The 21,009-nt window shown below is 72.7% G+C and carries 17 protein-coding genes, 1 tRNA gene and 2 pseudogenes; 5 read left to right on the forward strand and 15 right to left on the reverse strand.

Translation table 11 applies throughout. The features are described 5' to 3' along the window. Positions 1 to 50: 50 nt before the first annotated feature. The 5 genes and pseudogenes from EV385_RS36035 to EV385_RS02930 all read left to right on the forward strand — a co-directional run. A pseudogene (locus EV385_RS36035) lies at positions 51 to 383 on the forward strand (RRQRL motif-containing zinc-binding protein); the annotation flags it as partial. An 87-nt stretch (positions 384 to 470) separates the two neighbouring features. Next, positions 471 to 1,307, forward strand: a pseudogene (locus EV385_RS02915) (bifunctional DNA primase/polymerase); the annotation flags it as partial. Continuing rightward, positions 1,304 to 2,410 carry an AAA family ATPase gene (locus EV385_RS02920; protein ID WP_130508040.1) on the forward strand — a complete coding sequence of 369 codons (1,107 nt, stop codon included), beginning with the start codon at positions 1,304 to 1,306 and terminating at the stop codon, positions 2,408 to 2,410. The pseudogene EV385_RS02915 and the gene EV385_RS02920, both read left to right, overlap by 4 nt. A 158-nt stretch (positions 2,411 to 2,568) precedes the next feature. Then, the gene (locus tag EV385_RS02925) at positions 2,569 to 2,829 is read left to right on the forward strand and encodes a helix-turn-helix transcriptional regulator (protein ID WP_242625223.1); all 261 of its coding nucleotides are present in this window, start codon (positions 2,569 to 2,571) and stop codon (positions 2,827 to 2,829) included. Then, positions 2,829 to 4,046 carry a tyrosine-type recombinase/integrase gene (locus tag EV385_RS02930; RefSeq protein ID WP_130508041.1) on the forward strand — a complete coding sequence of 406 codons (1,218 nt, stop codon included), beginning with the start codon at positions 2,829 to 2,831 and terminating at the stop codon, positions 4,044 to 4,046. The genes EV385_RS02925 and EV385_RS02930 overlap by 1 nt, the downstream gene beginning before the upstream one ends. An 81-nt stretch (positions 4,047 to 4,127) precedes the next feature. Here EV385_RS02930 and EV385_RS02935 read toward each other — a convergent pair. From EV385_RS02935 to murJ, 15 genes are all read right to left on the reverse strand, one after another. After that, positions 4,128 to 4,201: transfer RNA gene (locus EV385_RS02935), tRNA-Pro, on the reverse strand. A 75-nt stretch (positions 4,202 to 4,276) separates the two neighbouring features. Beyond that, complete coding sequence (gene der, locus EV385_RS02940) at positions 4,277 to 5,698, reverse strand: ribosome biogenesis GTPase Der (protein WP_130508042.1); 1,422 nt, start codon at positions 5,696 to 5,698, stop codon at positions 4,277 to 4,279. Continuing rightward, a complete protein-coding gene (cmk, locus tag EV385_RS02945; RefSeq protein WP_130508043.1) occupies positions 5,695 to 6,375 on the reverse strand; it encodes a (d)CMP kinase in 681 nt (226 codons plus the stop codon). The genes der and cmk overlap by 4 nt, the downstream gene beginning before the upstream one ends. Before the next feature lie 85 nt (positions 6,376 to 6,460). After that, the gene (locus EV385_RS02950; RefSeq protein WP_130508044.1) at positions 6,461 to 7,201 is read right to left on the reverse strand and encodes a pseudouridine synthase; all 741 of its coding nucleotides are present in this window, start codon (positions 7,199 to 7,201) and stop codon (positions 6,461 to 6,463) included. Continuing rightward, positions 7,188 to 8,105: an SMC-Scp complex subunit ScpB gene (gene scpB, locus EV385_RS02955; protein ID WP_423203096.1), complete on the reverse strand. Its 918-nt coding sequence runs from the start codon at positions 8,103 to 8,105 to the stop codon at positions 7,188 to 7,190. The genes EV385_RS02950 and scpB overlap by 14 nt, the downstream gene beginning before the upstream one ends. 215 nt (positions 8,106 to 8,320) lie before the next feature. Then, positions 8,321 to 9,208, reverse strand: coding sequence for a segregation and condensation protein A (locus EV385_RS02960; protein WP_423203097.1), 888 nt, complete (start codon positions 9,206 to 9,208; stop codon positions 8,321 to 8,323). Positions 9,209 to 9,344: 136 nt separating this feature from the next. Then, positions 9,345 to 10,022 carry a zinc metalloprotease gene (locus tag EV385_RS02965; RefSeq protein WP_130508046.1) on the reverse strand — a complete coding sequence of 226 codons (678 nt, stop codon included), beginning with the start codon at positions 10,020 to 10,022 and terminating at the stop codon, positions 9,345 to 9,347. Positions 10,023 to 10,026: 4 nt separating this feature from the next. Next, on the reverse strand, positions 10,027 to 10,959 hold the full coding sequence (locus tag EV385_RS02970) for a ParA family protein (protein WP_130508047.1): 933 nt from the start codon (positions 10,957 to 10,959) through the stop codon (positions 10,027 to 10,029). A gap of 153 nt (positions 10,960 to 11,112) precedes the next feature. Then, complete coding sequence (locus EV385_RS02975) at positions 11,113 to 12,078, reverse strand: site-specific tyrosine recombinase XerD (RefSeq protein WP_130513035.1); 966 nt, start codon at positions 12,076 to 12,078, stop codon at positions 11,113 to 11,115. Then, positions 12,075 to 13,190 (reverse strand): alanine dehydrogenase, encoded by a 1,116-nt coding sequence (gene ald, locus EV385_RS02980; RefSeq protein ID WP_130508048.1) that lies wholly within the window; start codon positions 13,188 to 13,190, stop codon positions 12,075 to 12,077. The genes EV385_RS02975 and ald overlap by 4 nt, the downstream gene beginning before the upstream one ends. 226 nt (positions 13,191 to 13,416) lie before the next feature. Next, the gene (locus EV385_RS02985) at positions 13,417 to 14,013 is read right to left on the reverse strand and encodes an NUDIX domain-containing protein (protein WP_130508049.1); all 597 of its coding nucleotides are present in this window, start codon (positions 14,011 to 14,013) and stop codon (positions 13,417 to 13,419) included. Beyond that, entirely contained in the window at positions 14,010 to 15,713 is a 1,704-nt protein-coding gene (locus EV385_RS02990; protein ID WP_130508050.1) for a CTP synthase, read from the reverse strand. The genes EV385_RS02985 and EV385_RS02990 overlap by 4 nt, the downstream gene beginning before the upstream one ends. A gap of 143 nt (positions 15,714 to 15,856) precedes the next feature. After that, entirely contained in the window at positions 15,857 to 18,040 is a 2,184-nt protein-coding gene (locus EV385_RS02995) for a hypothetical protein (protein WP_423203098.1), read from the reverse strand. Between the two features lie 53 nt (positions 18,041 to 18,093). Further along, a complete protein-coding gene (locus tag EV385_RS03000; RefSeq protein WP_130508051.1) occupies positions 18,094 to 19,221 on the reverse strand; it encodes a glycosyltransferase family 4 protein in 1,128 nt (375 codons plus the stop codon). Then, the gene (gene murJ, locus EV385_RS03005) at positions 19,218 to 20,942 is read right to left on the reverse strand and encodes a murein biosynthesis integral membrane protein MurJ (RefSeq protein WP_242624671.1); all 1,725 of its coding nucleotides are present in this window, start codon (positions 20,940 to 20,942) and stop codon (positions 19,218 to 19,220) included. The genes EV385_RS03000 and murJ overlap by 4 nt, the downstream gene beginning before the upstream one ends. Between the last annotated feature and the right edge of the window lie 67 nt (positions 20,943 to 21,009).

Here is a 21,009-nt window from a genome sequence, read left to right on the forward strand (position 1 = left end):
CAACTCTGCCCCAGCTCACCTACCTACTGGCGGAAGACGGAGGTGTCCTGATGTCCCGCATCCGCGCTGCGTTCCACGACCCGGACGGCGCCCGCCACGGCGGCCTGCCGACCTACTGGTGGCAAGGCGCCCCGACCGGCTACGCCACCCGCCGCCAACTCCGCAACCAAGGCTTGCGGCCAGGCGGCCAGCCGATCGCCGCGCAGATCCTGTGGTCCGGGGTCGGCGGCACCCGCACCGACCTCGCCCGCCCGAAGCGCACCGCCACCCCCGCCCAGCTCGCCGCCGTCGGCAAGGCCCTGCTCGCCCGCCGGACCTGCCCCGCATGCCACCAGGAGCGGCCGTACTACATCCGCCGCTCGCTCGGCCAATGCGAGACCTGCCACGACACCCCGGCACCGTCCACACCGCACACCCGGGAGCCCACCACCATGCCCGCCAACGACCTGCTCACCCGCGCCCTCGGCCTCGCCGACCGGGGCTGGCACGTCTTCCCGCTCCGGCCGGACGACAAGCGGCCCGCCGTCCGCGACTGGGAAACCCGCGCCACCACCGACCCGGACCGCATCCGCCGCTGCTGGACCGCCGGACCGTACGGCATCGGCATCGCCTGCGGCCCCTCCGGCCTGGTCGTCATCGACCTGGACACCCCGAAGCCCGACCAGACGCCCCCGCCCGAGTGGACCGCCCCGGGCATCCACAGCGGGGCCGACGTGCTCGCCGTCCTGTGCGAACGCGCCGGTCAGCCCTACCCCGGCGACACCTACACCGTGACCACCGGCCGGGGCGGCACGCACTTCTACTTCACCCACCCCACCGACGGGCTGGACCTGCGGAACACCGCCGGCACGTTGGGGTGGCTGATCGACACCCGCGCCCACGGCGGCTACGTCGTCGCCGCCGGATCCACCGCATCCGGACGCCCCTACCGACTGCTGCACAACGCCCGACCTCGGCCGCTGCCCGACTGGCTGACCAGCCTGCTCCGGCCCAAGCCGCTGCCGCCGCAACAGCCCGTGCGGGTCGCCGTGCCCGACGGTCGGCGCGGCGCCTACCTCCACGCCGCCGTGCAAGCCAGCCTCGACGCGATCGCCGAGGCCAAGGACGGCACCCTCAACAAGGCTCTTTACGGCGCCGCCGTCGCCCTCGGCCAGCTCGTCGCGGGCGGCGCCCTGGACGAGACCACCACCGCCGACCTGCTGGCGCAGGCGGCGATCCGCAAGGGTCACCCGGAACGCGGCGCCCGCAACACCATCCGCTCCGGGTTCCGCACCGGCGCGAACCGCCCCCGGAGCGTGGCCGCATGAACGCCGCCACCCCGGAACCCAGGCCGAACCTGCACGTCGTCGGCCCGGACGATGCCGCCGAAGTCCTGTCGTCCCCGGTCCGCCGGGAACCGGCCCGGATCCGCACCGCGTGGACCGCCGCCGACATCATGGCCATGGACTTCCCCGAACCGAAATGGGCGGTCCCCGGGATCATTTGCGAGGGCGTCAACCTGCTCTGCGGGCCGCCGAAGGTCGGAAAGTCTTGGATGTCGCTCGCCCTCGGCATCGACATCGCGTTGGGCGGCAAGGCGTTCGGCACCATCGACGTCCAGGCCGGACCCGTGCTGTATCTCGCCCTGGAGGACACCGCCCGGCGCCTGCAAACCCGCCTCGGCAAAGTCCTCGCCGACCGCAAGGCACCCGCCGGGCTCACCCTCGCCACGTCCTGCCCGCCGCTGCCGCAGGGCGGCGACGAGGCGATCGCGGCGTGGCTGGACCGCAACCGCGACGCGCGGATGGTCATCATCGACGTGTTCGCCAAGCTCCGGGGCATGTCCGCACCCGGCATGTCCGCGTACGACGCGGACTACGCCGCCGTCGGCCGGGCGAAGAAGGTAGCCGACCAGTACAGCATCGCGGTCATCCTCGTCCACCACGTCCGCAAGGCCGGATCCGACGACTTCCTGTCCGAGGTCTCCGGCACCAACGGCCTCGCCGGAGCCGCCGACGCCACATTGGTACTCAAGCGGGCACGCAACCAAGGCGACGGGGTGCTGCACGTGACCGGCCGCGACGTGGACGAGTCGGAATACCCGCTCGCCTTCGACCCCGCCAAGGGTGCGTGGCGGATGCTCGACGGCCCCGCCGAGGACCACCAGGTCAGCGAGACCCGCGCCGCGATCCTGCGCTGGTTGCGGGCCGCGCCTGGGTCCACGCCGAAAGCGATCGCCGACGGCACCCAGCTCGACTACGAGGCGGTAAAGAAGACCTGCCAGCGAATGCTCGACGCCGGACAGGTCGCCGCCGACACCGGAGGCCGGTACCGCGTCCCCGGTGTCCCTGCTGTCCCTGCTGTCCCTCAACCGGCCGTGACCTGCGAAAACGACGGGGACACCCAGGGACAGGAGGAGTTGTGGGCGTAACCGCCAAGGATCGGCTGAAACACGGAGGCATCTCCATGTTTCAGCACACACCCATCCGAACACACCAGGACGCCCGAGATCTTGGCTCAGCGGCGCTCTCAGCGGGCCGCTCTCAGGCTTCCTCTCAAGCATCACGCCGTACCGTTCCTTTGACCACCATGGACCGCCGGGAGGCCAGCACCATGCGACTCAGGCCGATAAACACCGAGGCAATCGAGGCCGTCGAGTCCGAACTGATCACCACCGAAGAACTAGCGAGGATGCTGCGCGTCGATCCGTCCAGTGTCCGCAGGTGGCGGACCGTCCGGCCGCTACAAGGTCCGCCGTACATCCAACTATCCGAACGAGTGATCATGTACGACATCGAGGACGTCCGCGAATGGCTGGCGAGTCGCCGGATTCGACCGGAGGCCGCGTGATGACCACGGCACAAGACATCCCCCTCGGTGTTTCAGTCAAGACCGATGTGGAGTACCGCGCGGGTCGCCCCAAGCCCTACAAGGCACGGGCGCGCTGGATCGACCCGACAACGGGCGACCGGCGATCCAAGTCCGAGTCGTTTGCCACGCCTGAGGAAGCACAGGACTGGATCGACGGAATCGTGCGGGCGGCGAACGGCGGTATCGACCCGGCCGCCGCCACGCAACGACTCGCCGAATACGGCGACGACGTGATGCCGCTGGCCATCCGAGGGCTGGAACGCAAGACCCTCGATCCGTACCTCGCCGGATGGCGCCTGCGCGTGGTCCCCTCCCTCGGTCACATCCCGGTACGAATGATCACCAACGGCGTAGTGGATAGGGCCGTGCACGCCTGGATCGCCGACGAGTGCAGCCGCTCCACCGTCAAGAACAGCATCGCGATCCTAGTCAGAGTGCTGGAGCAAGCTCTCCGCGATGGAGTGGTGCAACACAACGTCGCCCGGGTGACCGGCTGGCAACGCGAATACGAGCGCGCCGAGGACGAGCTGGACGACCCGCGCTCGCTCGCGCTGCCGGACTGGGAGGCGCTGACCCGCCTCGCGGACGCCCTGGTAGCCCAGTCACACGGCCGGTTCACCGGATGGGGGCACGTGGTCACGTTCGCCGCCTGCACAGCGGCCCGCATCGGCGAGGTATCCGGCGTCCGGGCCGCCGACATCGACCGCAGAACGTGGACGTGGACTGTGCGGAGGCAGACCACACCGGGACCGGGTGGCCTGATCGACAAGGGCACCAAGGGCAAACGCGCCCGCAAAGTCCCGATCATCGAAGAGGTCCGCGAGATGGTCACCGAACGGCTGGACTCCGCATCCGGCCCTGACGGGCGCCTGTTCACCGGACCGCGCGGCGGCCGGATCAGCACCGCCGTGCTGCGGGACGCGACGCACTGGGATCAGGTGGTCACCGCCCTCGGGTACGAACACCTGCGGCGCCACGACCTGCGGCACACCGGCCTGACGTGGATGGCCGACGCCGGAGTCCCCGTGCACGTCCTCCGGAAGATCGCCGGACACGGATCGCTCATGACGACTCAGCGTTACCTACACCCGGACCAAAGCTCGATCGAGGACGCCGGAACGGCCCTCAGCGCCCACCTCGGGAGAGCCCCGGGAGCCGGATGGTCCCCAAATGGTCCCCAACTCAGAGCCGTCTAGTAGGAATATCCGAATCAAGCCGAGAGTGAGAAACGGCCGCCGACCAGGGCAAATACCCTTGTCGGCGGCCGTTGATCGTTGTCGGGCTGACAGGATTTGAACCTGCGACCCCTTGACCCCCAGTCAAGTGCGCTACCAAGCTGCGCTACAGCCCGTAACCACACCCCATCCGGGGTGCGGCGACTCCGAAAGCTTACCAAGGGGGCACGGAAACCCGCGCACCGGCATACCTAGCCGTGCGCCTTGCCCCGCCCCCCCGGACCGGTCTTCTTGCGCGGCCGTACGGACACCTCGATCGGCGTGCCCTCGTACCCGAACTCCTCGCGCAGCTTTCGCTCGACGAAGCGTAGATACCCGGCGTCCAGCGGACCGGTCGTGAACAGCACGAACCTGGGCGGCGCCACACCGGCCTGGGTCGCGAACAGCACCCGAGGTGCCCTACCGCCCCGTACGGGGTGGGGGGTGGCCTGGGTGAGGGCGGTCAGCCACTGGTTCAGCGCTCCGGTCGCGACGCGCTGCTCCCACGCGGCCAGGGCCCGGCGCAGCGCCGGGGCGAGCTTGTCGACCGCGCGGCCGGTCTTGGCGGAGATGTTGACCCGGATCGCCCAGGGGATCCGCTTGAGGTCCCGGTCGATCTCCTTGTCGAGGTAGTACCGCCGGTCCTCGTCGACGAGGTCCCACTTGTTGAACGCGATGACCAGGGCCCGGCCAGCCTCGACGACCGACGTGAGGACCCGCTGGTCCTGTTCGCTGATGGTCTCGGACGAGTCGAGCAGCACGACCGCCACCTCGGCGGCCTCGACCGCGCCCGCGGTCCGCAGGGAGGCGTAGTACTCCGTGCCGCTGGCCTGGTTGACCCGCTTGCGCAGCCCGGCGGTGTCGACGAACTGCCAGACTTCGCCGTCCATCTCCACGAGGCTGTCGACCGGGTCGACCGTGGTGCCGGCGACGGAGTCGACGACGGCGCGTTCCTCCTTGGCGAGGCGGTTGAGCAGGCTGGACTTGCCGACGTTGGGGCGCCCGACGAGGGCGACCCGGCGGGGGCCGCGGGGGCCGCCTTCGATGATCGGCGGCGCGGGCGGCATGGCCTCGAGGATCGCGTCGAGCAGGTCGCCGGAGCCGCGGCCGTGCAGCGCGCTGATCGGATGCGGCTCGCCGAGAGCGAGCGACCACAGTGAGGTCGCCTCGATCTCCAGGTTCTGGTTGTCGGCCTTGTTGGCGACCAGGATGACCGGCTTCGAGCTGCGCCGCAGCATCTTGACGGCGGCCTCGTCGACGTCGGTGGCGCCGACGGTCACGTCCACCACGAAGATGACGACGTCGGCGGTCTGCACCGCGATCTCGGCCTGGGCGGCGATGGCGGCGGCCCGGTCCTTGGCGTCGGGCTCCCAGCCGCCGGTGTCGACGACGGTGAAGCGGCGCCCGTTCCACTGGGCGTCATACGGTACGCGGTCGCGGGTCACGCCGGGTACGTCCTCGACGACGGCCTGGCGGCGGCCGATGATCCGGTTCACCAGCGTCGACTTGCCCACGTTGGGGCGGCCGACAACGGCGACAACGGGGGCTGGACCGCTGGGGGCCTGCTCGGCGTCCGGAGCGGCGGAGTAGTCGTCGATCTCGAACTCGGAGAGATCAACCGGGAAGTCGGTCACGAATGTGCCTTGCTGTTCAGCAGATCGAGCAGGTGGGATACGACCTCGTCGATGCCCATGCCGGTGGTGTCCACCTCGACGGCGTCGTCCGCCTGGCGCAGGGGGTCGGTGGCGCGGCTGGAGTCGAGCCGGTCGCGGCGGGCCAGGTCGGCCTGGGTGGCGGCGACGTCGGTGGCGTCCTCGGCGCTGCGCCGCTGGGCGCGGGCGGCGGCGGACGCGGTGAGGTAGACCTTGAGGTCGGCGTCGGGGGCGACCACCGAGGAGATGTCGCGGCCCTCGACGACGATGCGCACGGTACCGGCGATGAGGGCGCGCTGCTGCTCGACGAGCAGGCGGCGTACGGCGGGGACGGCGGCGACCGCGGAGACGGCGCCGGTCACCTCGGGGCCGCGGATGGGGCCGTCGACGTTCGTCCCGTTCGCGAAGAAATGGGGCGCGACGGGGTCCGTACCGATGGACAGCTCCGTCTCCTGCGCGATCTTGGCGATGGCCTCGGGGTCCTGCAGGTCGACCCCGGCTTGCAGGACGGCCCAGGTCACCGCCCGGTACATGGCGCCGGTGTCGAGGTAGACGCCGTCGAGGGCCGTGGCGAGACGCCGGGAGACGGTGGATTTGCCTGATCCGGAGGGACCGTCGACGGCCACCACGCACCTCGCCGGCCGTACCTGTTCCGCCACCGTTCCTCCTCAGTCCCGGGCCGACCAACAGTCCCCGCGTCGACCAACCCTCCTATTGTGCCCGGCGTCCGGGACCGCCGCGGACTCAGTCCCCGACGGCCTTGAACAGGGCCCCGATCTCGGCATTCGACAGGTGCCGGAAGCCGCCGGGCCGCATGTCGCCGAGGCGGATCGGGCCGACCGCCGTACGGATGAGCCGGCTGACTGGATGACCCACCGCGTCCAGCATGCGCCGCACGATGTGTTTGCGCCCCTCGTGCAGGGTCACCTCGATCTGCGCGGTCTTGCCGAGCGTGTCCACCAGCCGGAACGTGTCGACGCGGGCGAAGCCGTCCTCGAGTTCGACGCCGGACAGCAGCTGGCGGCCGACGCTGCGCGGCAGCGGCCCGGCCACCTCGGCCAGATACGTCTTGGCGACTCCGAACGAGGGGTGCATCAGCTTGTGCGCCAGCGCGCCGTCGTTGGTGAGCAGCAGCAGCCCCTCGCTGTCGGCGTCGAGCCGGCCGACGTGGAAGACGCGCTGTTCGAACGTGCCGAGGAACTCGGCGAGCTCGTTGCGGCCCTTCTCGTCGTCCATGCTGGAGACCACGCCGCGGGGCTTGTTCATGGCCAGGTACACCATCTTGGTGTCGGTGACCACCCGCTGGCCGTCGACGTGGATCTCGTCGGTGCCGGGGTTCACCTTGTCGCCGAGCTGGGCGACCCGGCCGTTCACGGTGACGCGGCGGCGAAAGATGAGGTCCTCGCAGGCGCGCCGGGAGCCGACTCCGGCGGTCGCGAGGACCTTCTGCAGCCGTACGGAGGTGGCCGGGTCAGCCTGAGGCATCGAGCACTTCTTCCACGTCGTCGGGTAGGAACGGGGCCAGCGGGGGCAGCTCGTCGACCGAGTTGAGGCCGAGCTTCTCCAGGAACAGGGCGGTCGTCCGGTACAGGAACGCCCCGGTTTCGCGCTCGGTGCCGCACTCCTCGATGAGGCCGCGGGTCACCAGGGTACGCATCACGCCGTCACAGTTCACACCGCGGATGGCGGAGATGCGCGAGCGGGTTACGGGCTGCTTGTACGCGACTACCGCGAGTGTTTCCAGGGCAGCCTGGGTGAGCCGCACGGACTGCCCGTCCAGCACGAACCGCTCGACGTAGCGGGCGTACTCGGGCCGGGTGTAGAGCCGCCAGCCACCCGCCGCCCGGCGCAGGTCGAAGCCGTGACCGGCCGCGGTGTAGCCCGCGGAGATCTCCTCCAGCGCGGCCGCGACCCGCTCGGCGGGCTCTTCGAGGATCTGGGCGAGCTGCAGCTCGGCGACCGGTTCGTCGACGACGAGCAGAATCGCCTCCAGGGCGGCACGCAGCTCGGCGTCCGCCATCGGCTCACGCTCGGCCTCGTCGGCCCCCGGCTGCACGTCGTCGGCCCGCGCGGCGGGCGGCGCCTGCGCGATGTCGGCGTCCGGCACCCCTTCGGCATCGGCGGTGGGCCCTACCTGCACTGCGTCCGCGTCCAGCGCCCCTCCAGCGGCGGGCGATGCCTGCTCGCCATCCACGTCCGGCGCCCGTTCGGCCCAAGACGCGGCCCCTGCCGGCCCGGCGTCCGCGTCCCACTCGGCCTCGGTCGAATCGACAGATTCAGCGAGGTCTGAAGAATCGGCGAGATCGGGAAGGGGCTCCCCCGCCTCATCGGCGACCGCGACCGCGGCGCCCGGCTCGTCCGTCCCGCCGGACCCAGTGTCGTCGGTCACGTCCGCCACCGGCCGCCCGCTCAGGTCACCGACCTCGGCGGCCCCAGACCCCTCCGCTCCGGTGGGCTCCTCGGGCTCATCGACGCCGTCCGGCTCCCGCTCGTCGGCCAGACGCGCGGCTTCCTGGTAGGCGCGGTCCGGCGGGCGGTTCGGGCATTCCCACGGAGGCACCCACGAGGCGGCCTGCTGGGCCAGAGAGTCGGGTCGCTCGTCGGTCATGACGTCTCCTGCGCTGCGGCCGGGTCGGGGTCGGGCTTGGGCGGGGTGCCCTCGTAGTCGTCGATGTCGAGCTCCACGGCATCGGCGTCGTCGCCGCCGGTCCAGCGCACGGTGAGCTCGTCCAGCGAGACGGGCTGCTCGAACTCGACCAGGCCCTCGCGGTACAGCTCCAGCAGGGCCAGGAAGCGGGCGACCACCTCCAGGGTGTTGTCGCAGTCGGCGACGAGCAGGCGGAAGGTGGCGGTGCCGGCCCGGCGCAGTCGCTCGCGCAGCAGGTTGGCGTGTTCCCGGACGCTGACCCGGACCTGGTGGATGTGCGCGATCGAGACCTCGGGCGGGCCGGGTTTGGGGGTGAACTGCTTGATCGCCATCTTGAGCAGGCGCTGCGCGCCGATGCCGAGCACCAGGTCGGGCAGGGCCTCGGCGTAGCGCGGCTCGAGGGAGACGGCGCGGGGCCAGCGCCGGGCGCCGGTGCCTTCGAGCTCGGCGAGGTGGGCGGCGGCCTCCTTGAACGCCTTGTACTGCAGCAGCCGGGCGAACAGCAGGTCGCGGGCCTCCAGCAGGGCCAGGTCCTCCTCGTCCTCGACCTCGGCGGCGGGCAGCAGCCGGGCCGCCTTGAGGTCGAGCAGGGTGGCCGCCACCAGCAGGAACTCGCTGGCCTCGTCGAGGTCCCAGTCGTCGCCCATGGCCCGGATGTACGCGATGAAGTCGTCCGTGACCTGGTGCAGCGCCACCTCGGTGACGTCCAGCTTGTGCTTGCCGATGAGCTGCAGCAGCAGGTCGAACGGCCCGGTGAAGTTGTCCAGCCGCACCGTGAAGCCGCCCGGCTCAGCCGCGGTGGGCTCGGTGGGGGGAGACTCGGGCACGCGTTGACCGTAGACCACCGGCCCGACAGCCTGGTCAAGGCTCACCTGCCGACCCCCGCACCCTGGGAAACACGTCTTGATCATGCCAACGCGTGACACGGCGTGGAGTGACTGGGTGACCGGGCGGCGGTCCGCGCCACATCCGGGAGAGCGGCTAGGACCAGAGCCGCAGGAACACTGTCCCGACCAGGTCGATCGGGAGCAGCAGGAACGGGCCGCCCAGGGGGAAGAAGGAACAGACCAGCAGGATGATCACGCCGACGTTCTTGTGCTCGAACCACAGCCGGTACCCCTGCATGCCCTGACCGGGCTGCCGGTACGCGGACCAGAGCAGGCCGAAACCGTCCAGCGGGGGCATCGGAATGAGCGCCATGAGCCCGAACGCCAGCAACCCGACCGCCAGGCAGAGCACAAACTGCTCGGCGTACGGTGCGTCGAAGTTGCCCTGCAGCACCTGGGCGGGGCTCAGCGAGTCCAGGTAGAAGAAGGCGTCCGGGAAGACGAGCCGGAACGCGAGCAGGACGAGCTGGGCGGCCAGCAGGACCGTGACGGGCCCGACGGCGAAGACGGCCGCGGCGCGACCACGGCCCCGGAAGCGCGGCACCTCGTCCACGTCCAGGACCTTGCCCCAGCCGGCCCCGGCGACGGCCGCGGCGACCGCGCCGAACGGGTCGATGTCCTCGCGCGGGCGCGGGGTGATCGGCTCGCGCGGGGCGGTGAGGCCGAGGGCCCGCGCGCTGATCCGGATGGCGAGGGCGCGCAGCAGGAGTCCGAGCAGGAACGCGAGCAGCAGCCCCGCGAAGGCCACGGGCTGGCCGAGGGCGAACAGCACCGGGTCAGTCCCGCTCGGCTTGCGCGGCGATCACCTCGCGGGCGAGCTGGCGATAGTTGCGCGCCCCCGAGGACGCGGGGTCCAGAGTGGTGATCGGCGCGCCCGCGACCGTCGACTCCGGGAACTTGACCGTCTTGGTGATGACGGTCTGGTAGACCTTGTCGCCGAACGCCTCCACGACCCGTTGCAGCACCTGGCGGCAGTGCGTGGTGCGGCTGTCGTACATGGTGGCCAGGATGCCTTCGAGTTCGAGGTCGAAGTTGAGCCGCTCGCGCACCTTGTCGATGGTGTCCAGCAGCAGGGCGACCCCGCGCAGGCTGAAGAACTCGCACTCCAGCGGGATGAGCACCCCGTGCGCCACCGTCAGCGCGTTGATCGCCAGCAGGCCGAGCGACGGCTGGCAGTCGATGAGGATGAAGTCGTACTCCTTGCGCACGCTGCGCAGGGCCCGGGCCAGGGCCATCTCCCGGGCGACCTCGTTGACCAGCTGGATCTCGGCCGCGGACAGGTCGATGTTGGCGGGCAGCAGGTGCAGGCCGGCCACGTCGGTCTTGATGATGACGTCGTCGGTGGTGACGTCGTCCTGCATGAGCAGGTTGTAGACGCTCAGGTCGAGGTTGTGCGGGTTGACGCCGAGGCCGACCGAGCAGGCGCCCTGCGGGTCGAAGTCGACCAGCAGCACCTTGCGGCCGTACTCGGCCAGGGCGGCACCCAGGTTGATCGTGGTGGTGGTCTTGCCGACCCCGCCCTTCTGGTTGGCCAGGGCGATGATCCGCGCCGGGCCGTGCCGGTCGGTCGGCATGGGCTCGGGGATCGGGCGGCGCATCGTGTACGCCGTGGGATCGGCCGGGCCCAGATCCGCGCCGAGGTCGAGGGAGCTCTGCTGCTCGCGCAGGGCCGTGGTCCAGGCCTCCGCCTGGTCGCCGTTGCCCGCCATGTCGTCCCGTCGCCCCCTTTCGACTCGTCGCCTTGTCCCGGGGTTGATCTCTGTTTTCCGCCGCGGGTTGGCTCAGCCGATGCTCGACTGTACGCCACGCGCAGCGCCGGGCCAGGGTGAACATTCGGCGTGTCGCACCGTCGGATGCCAGGGTCAACGAGCGCGGGGGTGCGCGGTTGCGTACACCTCGCGCAGCCGGTCGACCGTGACCAGCGTGTATACCTGCGTCGTGGTCACCGAGGCGTGGCCGAGCAGTTCCTGCACCACACGGACGTCGGCGCCGCCGTCGAGCAGGTGGGTGGCGTATGAATGCCGCAGCGTGTGCGGGCTGACCGCGCGCGGCCCGTCGGTGTCGAGCCCGGCACGCTGGGCGGCGCGGCGCAGGATCGCCCAGGCGCTCTGCCGCGACAGCGGCCCGCCGCGGGCGTTGAGGAAGACCTTGGGGCTGCCGCGCCCGGCGCCGACCAGGGTCGGCCGCCCGCGCACGAGGTACGCGTCGAGCGCGGCGCGCGCGTACCGGCCGACCGGCACGACCCGGGTCCGGCCGCCCTTGCCGTGCAGCACGGCCGCGCCGGGCTCGCCCAGATCGAGGTCGTCGACGTCCGCGCCGACCGCCTCGGAGATCCGGGCGCCCGTGCCGTACAGGAATTCCAGCAGCGCACGGTCGCGCAGGGCGAGCGGACCGTCGTCGCCGCCGGTCGCGGCCAGCAGGCGTTCCACCTGGTCGACGTCGAGGGCCTTGGGCAGCCGCTTGGGCGGGGCGGGTGGGCGCACCTCGCGGCTGACGTCGTTCGGGGTGACGCCCTCGCGGGCCGCGAAGCGGTGCAGCCCACGGACCGCGCTGACCGCGCGGGCCGCGGACGCGGCCGACAGGGCGGGATGGCCGTCGCCGCCCTCGCGCAGCAGCGCGAGGTGGCGGGCCACGTCGGCCTCGGCGACGGCGGCCAGGTCGGCGATCCCGGCCGCGGCCAGGGTCCGCAGGTACCGGTCGAGATCACGCCGGTACGAGACCAGCGTGTTGCCGGCCAGGCCGCGCTCCACCGTGAGGTGGTCGAGGTAGGTCCCCACCACCCGGCGCAGCGCGGCCGACGGTTCCTCGCCCGATGAATCCTGGCTCAGCGCAGCACCTCGGACAGCGCCAGCACCTGCATGCCGTGCGCGTCGGCGACCGGGCCGTACACGACGTGCCCGCCGTAGGTGTTGACCCCCAGGGCCAGCGCCGGGTCGGCCTGCACCGCGTCGCGCCAGCCCCGGTTCGCCAGCTCCAGCGCGTACGGCAGGGTGACGTTGGTCAGCGCGTACGTGCTGGTGTGCGGCACCGCGCCGGGCATGTTGGCGACGCAGTAGAACATCGAGTTGTGCACCCGGTAGACCGGGTCGGCGTGCGTGGTGGGCCGCGAGTCCTCGAAGCAGCCGCCCTGGTCGATGGAGATGTCGACGAGCACGCTGCCGGGCTTCATCCGGGACACCAGCTCGTTCGAGATCAGGGTCGGGGCCTTGGCGCCGGGCACGAGCACCGCGCCGACGACCAGGTCGGCGTCGAGGACGGCCTTCTCGATCTCGTACGCGTTGCTGGCCACGGTCTGCAGGTGGCCCCGGTAGTCGGCGTCGAGGGCGCGCAGCCGGGCGATGTTCTTGTCGAGCACCAGCACCTCGGATTGCATGCCCAGCGCGATGGCGGCGGCGTTCTGGCCCGAGACGCCGGCGCCGATGACCACGGTCTTGGCCGAGTAGACCCCGGGCACGCCGCCCATGAGCACGCCGCGCCCGCCGCCGGAACGCATCAGGTGGTACGCCCCGGCCATGGGGGCGAGCCGGCCCGCGACCTCGCTCATCGGGGCCAGCAGGGGCAGCGAGCGGTCCGGCATCTCGACCGTCTCGTACGCGATGCCGGTGACCTTGCGGTCGATGAGCGCGTCGGTGCACTCCTTGCTGGCGGCCAGGTGCAGGTAGGTGAAGAGCACCTGGCCCTCGCGCATCCGGCCGTACTCCTCGGCGATGGGCTCCTTGACCTTGAGCACCAGATCCGCGGTGCCCCAGACGTCGTCCGCGGTGGCGAGGATCGTGGCGCCCGCGGCCACGAAGTCGGCGTCGGTGATCGAGGAGCCGTTCCCGGCTCCGGCCTGTATGAACACCTCGTGTCCGGCGCGGGTGAACTCGAACACGCCAGCCGGGGTGATCGCCACCCGGAACTCGTTGTTCTTGACTTCGGTGGGAATGCCGACCTTCACGAGCCGACACCGTCCTTTCCTCAACGCTGAGTGACGTCCCGGGTCCGTTCGGTCCTATACCCGAACGGGGCTCACTCGGAGACTACCGTCCCATTCAGTGGAAGGCCGACCGCGGCCCGGGACGTCACCGCACGTCACGAGGAGACGCGTGCCACCGATCCGTGAGGCCCTGCCCGAACCCGGTCGGCGTACCGGCGTCTCATGGGGCCGGCGGGCGTCGCCGTACTCAGATGGCCGGGGTGTCCGCGGGCCGCAGGGTCGTCCATCCGGCGGCGCGGGCGGCGGACGCCGCCAGCACCCCGCCGACCGCCGACGCGTTCGTGATCTCGCCGCGCAGGATCATCGCGACCGCCTCGTCCAGGTCGACGCGGACGATCTCCAGGTCGGCCTCCTCGTCGGTGCGCACATGCCGCCCGTCCTCGGGCACCGGGGACAGGTCACGCGCCAGGAACAGCCGGATCGTCTCGTTGCTGAAGCCCGGCGAGGTGTGCAGGTCGACCAGCAGGTCCAGGCGGCCCGCGACCAGGTCCGCCTCCTCGGCCAGCTCCCGCAGCGCGGTCAGGGCCAGATCCTCACCGGCCACGTCGCGCAGCCCGGCGGGCAGCTCCCACAGCTTGCGGCGCACCGGATGCCGGTACTGCTTGATCAGCACGACCCGGTCGGCGTCGTCGAGGGCGACGACGCCGACCGCGCCCGGGTTCTCCGTGACGTCGCGGGCGGCGGCACGGCCGCCCGGCATCGTCACCTCGTCGGTGAAGACCGAGAAGATCGGGCCGGCGTAACGCTGGGTACGGGAGCGGGTCTCGTGGCTGAACGTGGTCACGAGGCGGCGACCGCCTCGTCGGCCAGCGGCTCCACCGGCAGCTCGTCGGCGGCCGCATAGCTGACGGCGGCCGCCACGAACGCGGTGAACAGCGGGTGCGGGCGGGTCGGGCGGCTCTTCAGCTCCGGGTGCGCCTGGGTGGCCACGAAGAACGGGTGGGTCTCGCGGTCCAGCTCGATGAACTCGACCAGCCGGCCGTCCGGCGAGGTGCCGGAGAAGACCAGCCCGGACGCGGCCAGCTTGTCCCGGTAGGAGTTGTTCACCTCGTACCGGTGGCGGTGGCGCTCGGAGATCTCGGTGCTGCCGTAGGCCTGCGCGACGATCGAGCCCGGCGCCAGCGCCGCCGGGTACGCGCCCAGCCGCATCGTGCCGCCCATGTCGCCCTTGCCCGCGACGATGTCCTCCTGATCGGCCATCGTGGAGATCACGGGGTGCTGCGCCTGCTCGGCGAACTCCAGCGAGTTCGCCCCGGTCAGACCGGCCAGGTTCCGCGCCGCGTCGATCGTCATGCACTGCAGGCCCAGGCACAGCCCGAGCACCGGGATGCGGTTCTCCCGGGCGTACCGGGAAGTGTTGATCTTGCCTTCGATGCCGCGGACGCCGAAGCCGCCCGGGATGACGATGCCGTCCACCCCCTTGAGGGCCAGCGCCGCCCCGGCCGGGGTCTCGCAGTCGTCGCTGGGCACCCAGCGGATGTTGACCCGGGCCTGGTTGGCGAAACCGGCCGCGCGGATCGCCTCGCTCACCGACAGGTACGCGTCCGGCAGGTCGATGTACTTGCCGACCAGCGCCACCGTGATCGTGCGGCGCGGGTGGTGCACCCGCTGCAGCAGGTCGTCCCAGGTGGACCAGTCCACGTCCCGGAAGGACAGGCCGAGCCGGCGCACCACGTACGCGTCCAGGCCCGCGCGGTGCAGAACCTTCGGGATGTCGTAGATGCTCGGCGCGTCCGGGGCCGCCACCACGGCCTCGCGGTCGACGTCGCAGTACAGCGACAGCTTGTGCCGCAGCTTCTCCGGGATCTCCCGGTCACTGCGGCACACCAGCGCGTCCGGCTGGATACCGATGTTGCGCAGCGCGGCGACCGAGTGCTGGGTCGGCTTGGTCTTCAGCTCGCCCGACGGCGCCAGGTACGGCACCAGCGACACGTGCAGGTAGAAGACCCGGTCCCGGCCGATCTCGTGGCGCACCTGGCGGATCGCCTCCAGGAACGGCAGCGACTCCATGTCGCCCACGGTGCCGCCCACCTCGGTGATGACCACGTCCGGGCGGCGACCACGGTCGTCCGGGTCGGCCATCGCGAAGATGCGTTCCTTGATCTCGTTGGTCACGTGCGGGATGACCTGCACCGTGTCGCCCAGGTACTCGCCGCGGCGCTCCTTGGCGATGACCGCCGAGTAGATCTGGCCGGTCGTCACGTTCGCCTTGGCCGACAGCTCCCGGTCCAGGAACCGCTCGTAGTGGCCGACGTCGAGGTCCGTCTCCGCGCCGTCCTCGGTCACGAAGACCTCGCCGTGCTGGAACGGGTTCATCGTGCCCGGGTCGACGTTGAGGTAAGGGTCCAGCTTCTGCATGACGACGCGCAGTCCGCGGGCGGTCAACAGGTTACCCAGGCTGGAGGCGGTGAGGCCCTTGCCCAGCGAGGAGGCGACGCCTCCGGTGACGAAGATGTGCCGCGTCTCGCGCACTGCTGCTGCCAAGGCCTGCTCCCGTGGTCATCTGAGGCGGTCACGCGGACATGAAGTCCGCGGACCGGCGATGATCAGGAACCGATCATCCACGGGACTCCAGGGTAACACCATCGCGGTCGCACGGACGTCCGGGCTGGTCGGGCACGAACGTGTCACCGGGCGCCCACTCGGCGCAATACCGGATCGGGTGGCGCGAGACCCGGGCCACCCGGCCCGTCGGTCTCGCCGTCGGCCCGGGTCCGGTCCGCCGCATGGTCGAGTACGCGCAACGCCACCAGCACCGCGGTGGGCACCGCCGCGGCCGCCGCCGCCCCGGCCACCGCCAGCGCGGAACCGCCCAGCACCCCGGCGATCAGCGTCACCACGACCGTACCGGCGGTGGCCGCGCGCAGCGCGGGGTGCAGGCCGAAGAGCCGGTTCAGCCCGCCCCACGGCGAGTACCGGCAGAACGCCAGCATCAGCGCGCCCACCACGGCCAGCAACGTCAGCGGGCTGTCCAGCAACGCCTGGCCGTTGGCCGCCGCCAGCCGTTGCACCGCGGGGCCGCCCGTCCCGTCGCCCAGGGCGCTGAGGAAGCGGCCCAGGCTGCCCCGTTCCAGGGCGGGGCGGCGCAGGTCCACCACCGCGAATCCGATGGTCACCACCAGCCCGGCGAGCGCGGCCCAGGCGAAACGCGGGAAGGTCAGCCACCCGCCGGTGCTGATCGCCGCGGCGACGCAGACCCCCGCGGTCACCGCGATCGCCCCCACCGGGTCGGCGCCCAGGTACGGGCTGCCCACCATGACCACCGCCACGCCGCCGACCAGCACGACGATCACCGGACGCCAGGGGCGCCGTACCCATTGCGCCGCACAGCCCGCGGTGACCAGCGCACCGGCCACGAACACGCCGAGCCCGACGCTGCCGAGCCCGGCGTACCGGTTGCCCAGCACGGTCGAGTACCCGGCGACGCCGTTGAGCTGCAACCGCGCGCCCGTGAGCAGGTCCACGCCGACCACCACGGCGCCGACAGCGGCGGCCGCGCCGAGCGGCCACAGCGTGCGGCCGTACCGCGGCGAGATCCGCACCGCGACCGTTCCGACCGCCGTGAACAACGCCGTGACCAGGCCGAACACCAGGCCCGGATGGTCGGAGCGCCACCACGGCACGGTGTCGGCCAGCAGCGCGGCCGGGATGGCCAGGGCGGCCGCGATCAGCGCGGGCTCCGCGATCGCCAGCCACCGCCGCGGCACCCCCGCGGGACCGGTCGGCCCGGCATGCCGGCGGGCCCGCACCAGCATGGGTACGGCCAGCGCGAACAGCAGCAGCTGGACGGCGGCCAGCCCGGTGAAGAACGTCCCGGTAACCCGCTGCTGGGCACCCGCCTGGCGGTCCGCGTCGCGGCGCCCGCCCATGGCGACGGCCAGGTCGGCGGGCCGCCCCGGCACCGAGGTGACGCTGCGCCCGGTGAACAGCTTCTCCGGCTGCGGGCGGCCCAGCGCGGCCAGCACCGTCGGCGCCAGGTCGACCAGCTTCAGGTACCCGTCGCGCCCGGTGCCCGCCGAGGTCAGCCAGCCACCCGCCCAGCCCGGCCCCTCGACGATCGCGACGTGCAGCCGGGAGGTGGTGTCGGTGTCCGACACCCCCGCGACGGCGACCAGGGAACGCTCCGGCCGCGCCGCCACGACCCGCGCGAGCGCGGCGTCGGCACGCTCCACGGCGGCCTGCCGCGCCGCCCCGGTGCCGGTGATCGTGCCCAGGTCGACGACGCTGAGCACGCACGACGAGAGCAGTGTCCTGGGGTCGGCGGGCAGCACCGGCTCGTACCGGTCCACCCGGCCGAACGGGCGGGCCGCGGCCACCGCGGCGCCCGGCCCGACCGCGACGGTGCAGCGCACCGACTCGGCCAGCGCCCCCGGCACCGCCCCGTACGGGGACTGTTCGGCGTTGGCGTCCACGATCGAGCGCTGCTCGGTCAGGTTCGCGCCGAGGTCGTCGGGGCGGGTGAGCGCGGGCTGCAGCGGCGGGCACCCGCCCGTGACCCGTTTGGTGTCCCACGCGGCGTAGTTGCCCGCGCCCAGCGTGAGCCAGCCGTCGACCGGGCAGGTGGTGTGGTGCCCGCTGCGGACCGACAGCCAGCCCACGGAGCCCTTCGTGGCCTGCTGCCACAGGGCCGGGGTGCGCTGCGGGTCGAGGTCGTCCCAGCGCAGGCCGGGGGCGCCCGCCACGATCACGTAGTCGGCCCGGGCCTGCGCCGCTCCGGTGGCCGGGCGCACCGTCAGCCCGGCCAGGCTGGCCGCGGCGGCCAGCACCACCAGCAGGTACGGCAGCCAGGACCGGACCCGGCGCCGGGTCACGCCGAGTCGGCGCAGCCAGGCGCGGGGGCGGCGTAACCGGTTGCGCAGCGGCGTCACCCGCGGCCCGCCCGGCTGTTCGCCGTCACCGACGCGTACGCGGAGCGCACGTCGGCGACGGTGTCCTCCTCGCTGGGCCAGGTGGCGGCCCGGCGCGGACCGCGCTGCGCGAGGTCGGCGCGGCGCTGCGGGTCGGCCAGCAGGTCCCGGACGGCGGTGTCGAGCGCGTCCACGTCGCCGGGCGGCACGAGCACACCGGCGTCGCCCACCAGGCCCGGCAGGCCACCGACGGCCGTGGCGACCAGCGGCACCCCGGCGCGCAGAGCCTCCTGGGCGAACAGCTGGCGCGCCTCCCAGTCACTGGTGACCACCGCGAGGTCCGCGCCCGCCAGCAGGTCGGCCACGTCGGTGCGGTGCCCGAGCAGGAAGAACGGCGCCCGCTTGGCGCTGGCGCGCTGGGCCAGCGGCATGTAGCTGGGGCCGGAACCGGCGACCACGACCACCGGCGCCGGGTCGAGATCACGCCACCGGGCGGCGGCGTCCACCAGCAGGTCGTACCGCTTCTGCGGGTGCAGCCGGCCGACCGACAGGATCAGGGGGCCGCCCGGCTTGAGCCGGAACTCCGCGCGTACCTGTGCCCGGGAGCGGCGGGCCGCCGCGGCCTGCGGCGCCGCGACCGGGCCGAGCCGGGCCTGCCTCGCGCCCACGGCGGTGGCCCTGGCCACCAGGTCCTCCGAAGCGCCCAGGGTCAGGTCGGCCGCGCGCGCGACGATCCGCTCCACCAGCGACGACGCCTGGCCGCGCAGGCCCCGGCTCAGGACGGCGTTGTGCCAGGTCACGACGAGCGGAACCCGGGGCCGGGCCAGCGCCGCGACGAATCCGGCGCGCAGGCCGTGCGCGTGCACCACGTCGACGTCGTGCTCGGCCAGCGCGCGCCGCAACGCCCGGATCGCCCCGGAGTCCTGCGGGCCCGGGTTGGCGGGGATCTCGACGGGCACGAAGTCGGCGCCGCCGGCGGTGAAGCCGAACAGCTCGTCGGTGGCCGCGGGCCCGCACACCAGCACCGGGCAGCCCGCGGCGACGAGGCCACGGGTGAGGGAGGCGACGTGGCGACCGATCCCGCCGGTGCTGGAGGCCAGCACGAGGGCGACCGGCCCGCACCAGTCGCGGGGCGCGTCCGTCATGACGTGTTCCTCCCGTTCGGCGTGCCGGCCCCACGGCGGCGCAGGCGACGGGCCAGCGTCGCGACCAGCGGCCGGACGTCGTGGCGGTCCAGTGGGTACGCCACCGCGACGAACCCGGCCGCCAGTACGACACCACCAAGAATGCCCTGCGTCAGGCCGCGGACGGCGTCGGGCGCCGCTCCGAGGGCGTGGCCGGTGACGAGTACCACCGCCCACGCGAGAAGTCCGGCGGCGACCGCGGCCACAATACCGACGCCTGCGGCGCGGGGCAGCCCCGCGAGTGCCGCGGCGCCGGCGCGCCGCCGTACCGCGAGGACGAGCAGCAGCCCGAGCACGGTCATCCCGATCGTGTTCGCCAGGCCGAGGCCGAACACCTGGCCCCGGCCGGGCAGCGCGTTCGCCAGCGCGACGGCGCTGACGGCGGCGACGCCCCAGCCGGCCGCGGTGGCCAGCGCCGCCGCGGTCGTGGCGCCCCGGGCGTACAGGGCGCGCGACAGCAGGGCGAACAGGGCGTAGCCGAGCAGGCCGGGGGCGAAGCCGACCATTCCGGGCGCGGCCCCGTCCGCGTTGAGCAGGGACGCGGCCGGTTCCGCGAGCGCGGCCAGCGCCGCCGCGCCCAGGCAGGCCAGCAACGTCACCGACCGGGCGGTACGGGCCAGCGCGTCGGCGTACCCGGTCTCGTCGCCGCGCGCGGCGGCGGTGGCCAGGCCCGGGTAGACCGCGGTGGCGAGCGGCACCGCCAGCACGGCCCAGGGCAGCAGGAACATCGTCTGGGCGGCGTTGTACAGCGTCAGCGGGCCGTGCACCGCCAACACCAGGACCGTGACCACCATGATCTGCTGGGCGCCCACGGTCACCGCCCCGGCCCAGCCCAGCCGCACCGCCTGACGCCCCTCCGCGCCGGGGAACCGGTAGCGGGGCCGCAGCCGCAGCCGCAACCGGCGCAGCGGCACGAGCAGGCACAACGTGAGGACCACGACCCCCAGGGTGGTGCCGATCGACAGGGTCAGCTCCCCCGCAGGGCTGAGCCCATGCAGGTCCGTGCCGGCGCCGTCGAGGGCGGCGTACGTCAGGTACGCGGTCATCACGGTCACGCTGGACAGCAGCGGGGCGATGACGGGCCAGGCGAAGCGGTGGTGCGCCTGCAACACCCCGGTGAGCACGATGCCGATGCCGTACAGCGGCAACTGGGGGGCGAAGACGCGCAGCATGCGGGCGGCGACGACCTGGTCGGCGGCGGGGATGTCGAGCAGCCCGGCAATCGGTCCCGCCGCGAGAGCCACCACGAGCGCGAGCGGCACCAGCAGGGTCAGCACCCAGGTCAGCAGGGCGGAGGCGACTGCGGTCACCCGGGCGCGGTCACCGTCGGCCACGGCACCGGCCAGCAGCGGCACCACGAGGCTGGCGAGGGCGCCGCCCGCCACGATCTCGAAGACGATGTTCGGAATCGTGTTCGCGGCGTTGTAGACGTTGGCCAGACTGTCGTGGCCGACCGTGTGCAGGAAGACGAACGTACGGCCGAAGCCCGCCAGCCGGGCGACCACCGTGAGCAGCGTGATCACCGCGGCGGCCCCGGCGATCCGGCCCATCGCGGCGGGTCGCGCCCAGCCCGACCGGCCGTCGTCGGCGTCTGTCGTTTCCGGCCCGGGCTGAGCGGGCACCTCGGCCGGCCCCGGCCCCATGGCGCGCTCGGGCACCCCGGCCTCAGGCGGAACGCTCACGCTGGGCCTCCCTCCGGCGTGCACCGCGGCGCGCGGCGCACTCGCTCACGCCGAGCCGAGGGGGCGT

This window comes from Krasilnikovia cinnamomea, from assembly GCF_004217545.1.
Classification (GTDB): Bacteria; Actinomycetota; Actinomycetes; order Mycobacteriales; family Micromonosporaceae; genus Actinoplanes; species Actinoplanes cinnamomeus.

Bases quoted from the DNA above. Each gene is read 5' to 3' on its own strand.
- EV385_RS02920 (WP_130508040.1), top strand. From the start codon at position 1,304: ATGAACGCCGCCACCCCGGAACCCAGGCCGAACCTGCACGTCGTCGGC.
- EV385_RS02925 (WP_242625223.1), top strand. From the start codon at position 2,569: ATGGACCGCCGGGAGGCCAGCACCATGCGACTCAGGCCGATAAACACC.
- EV385_RS02930 (WP_130508041.1), top strand. From the start codon at position 2,829: ATGACCACGGCACAAGACATCCCCCTCGGTGTTTCAGTCAAGACCGAT.
- EV385_RS02950 (WP_130508044.1), bottom strand. From the start codon at position 7,201: ATGCCTCAGGCTGACCCGGCCACCTCCGTACGGCTGCAGAAGGTCCTC.
- EV385_RS02970 (WP_130508047.1), bottom strand. From the start codon at position 10,959: ATGGCGGGCAACGGCGACCAGGCGGAGGCCTGGACCACGGCCCTGCGC.
- EV385_RS03000 (WP_130508051.1), bottom strand. From the start codon at position 19,221: ATGACGGACGCGCCCCGCGACTGGTGCGGGCCGGTCGCCCTCGTGCTG.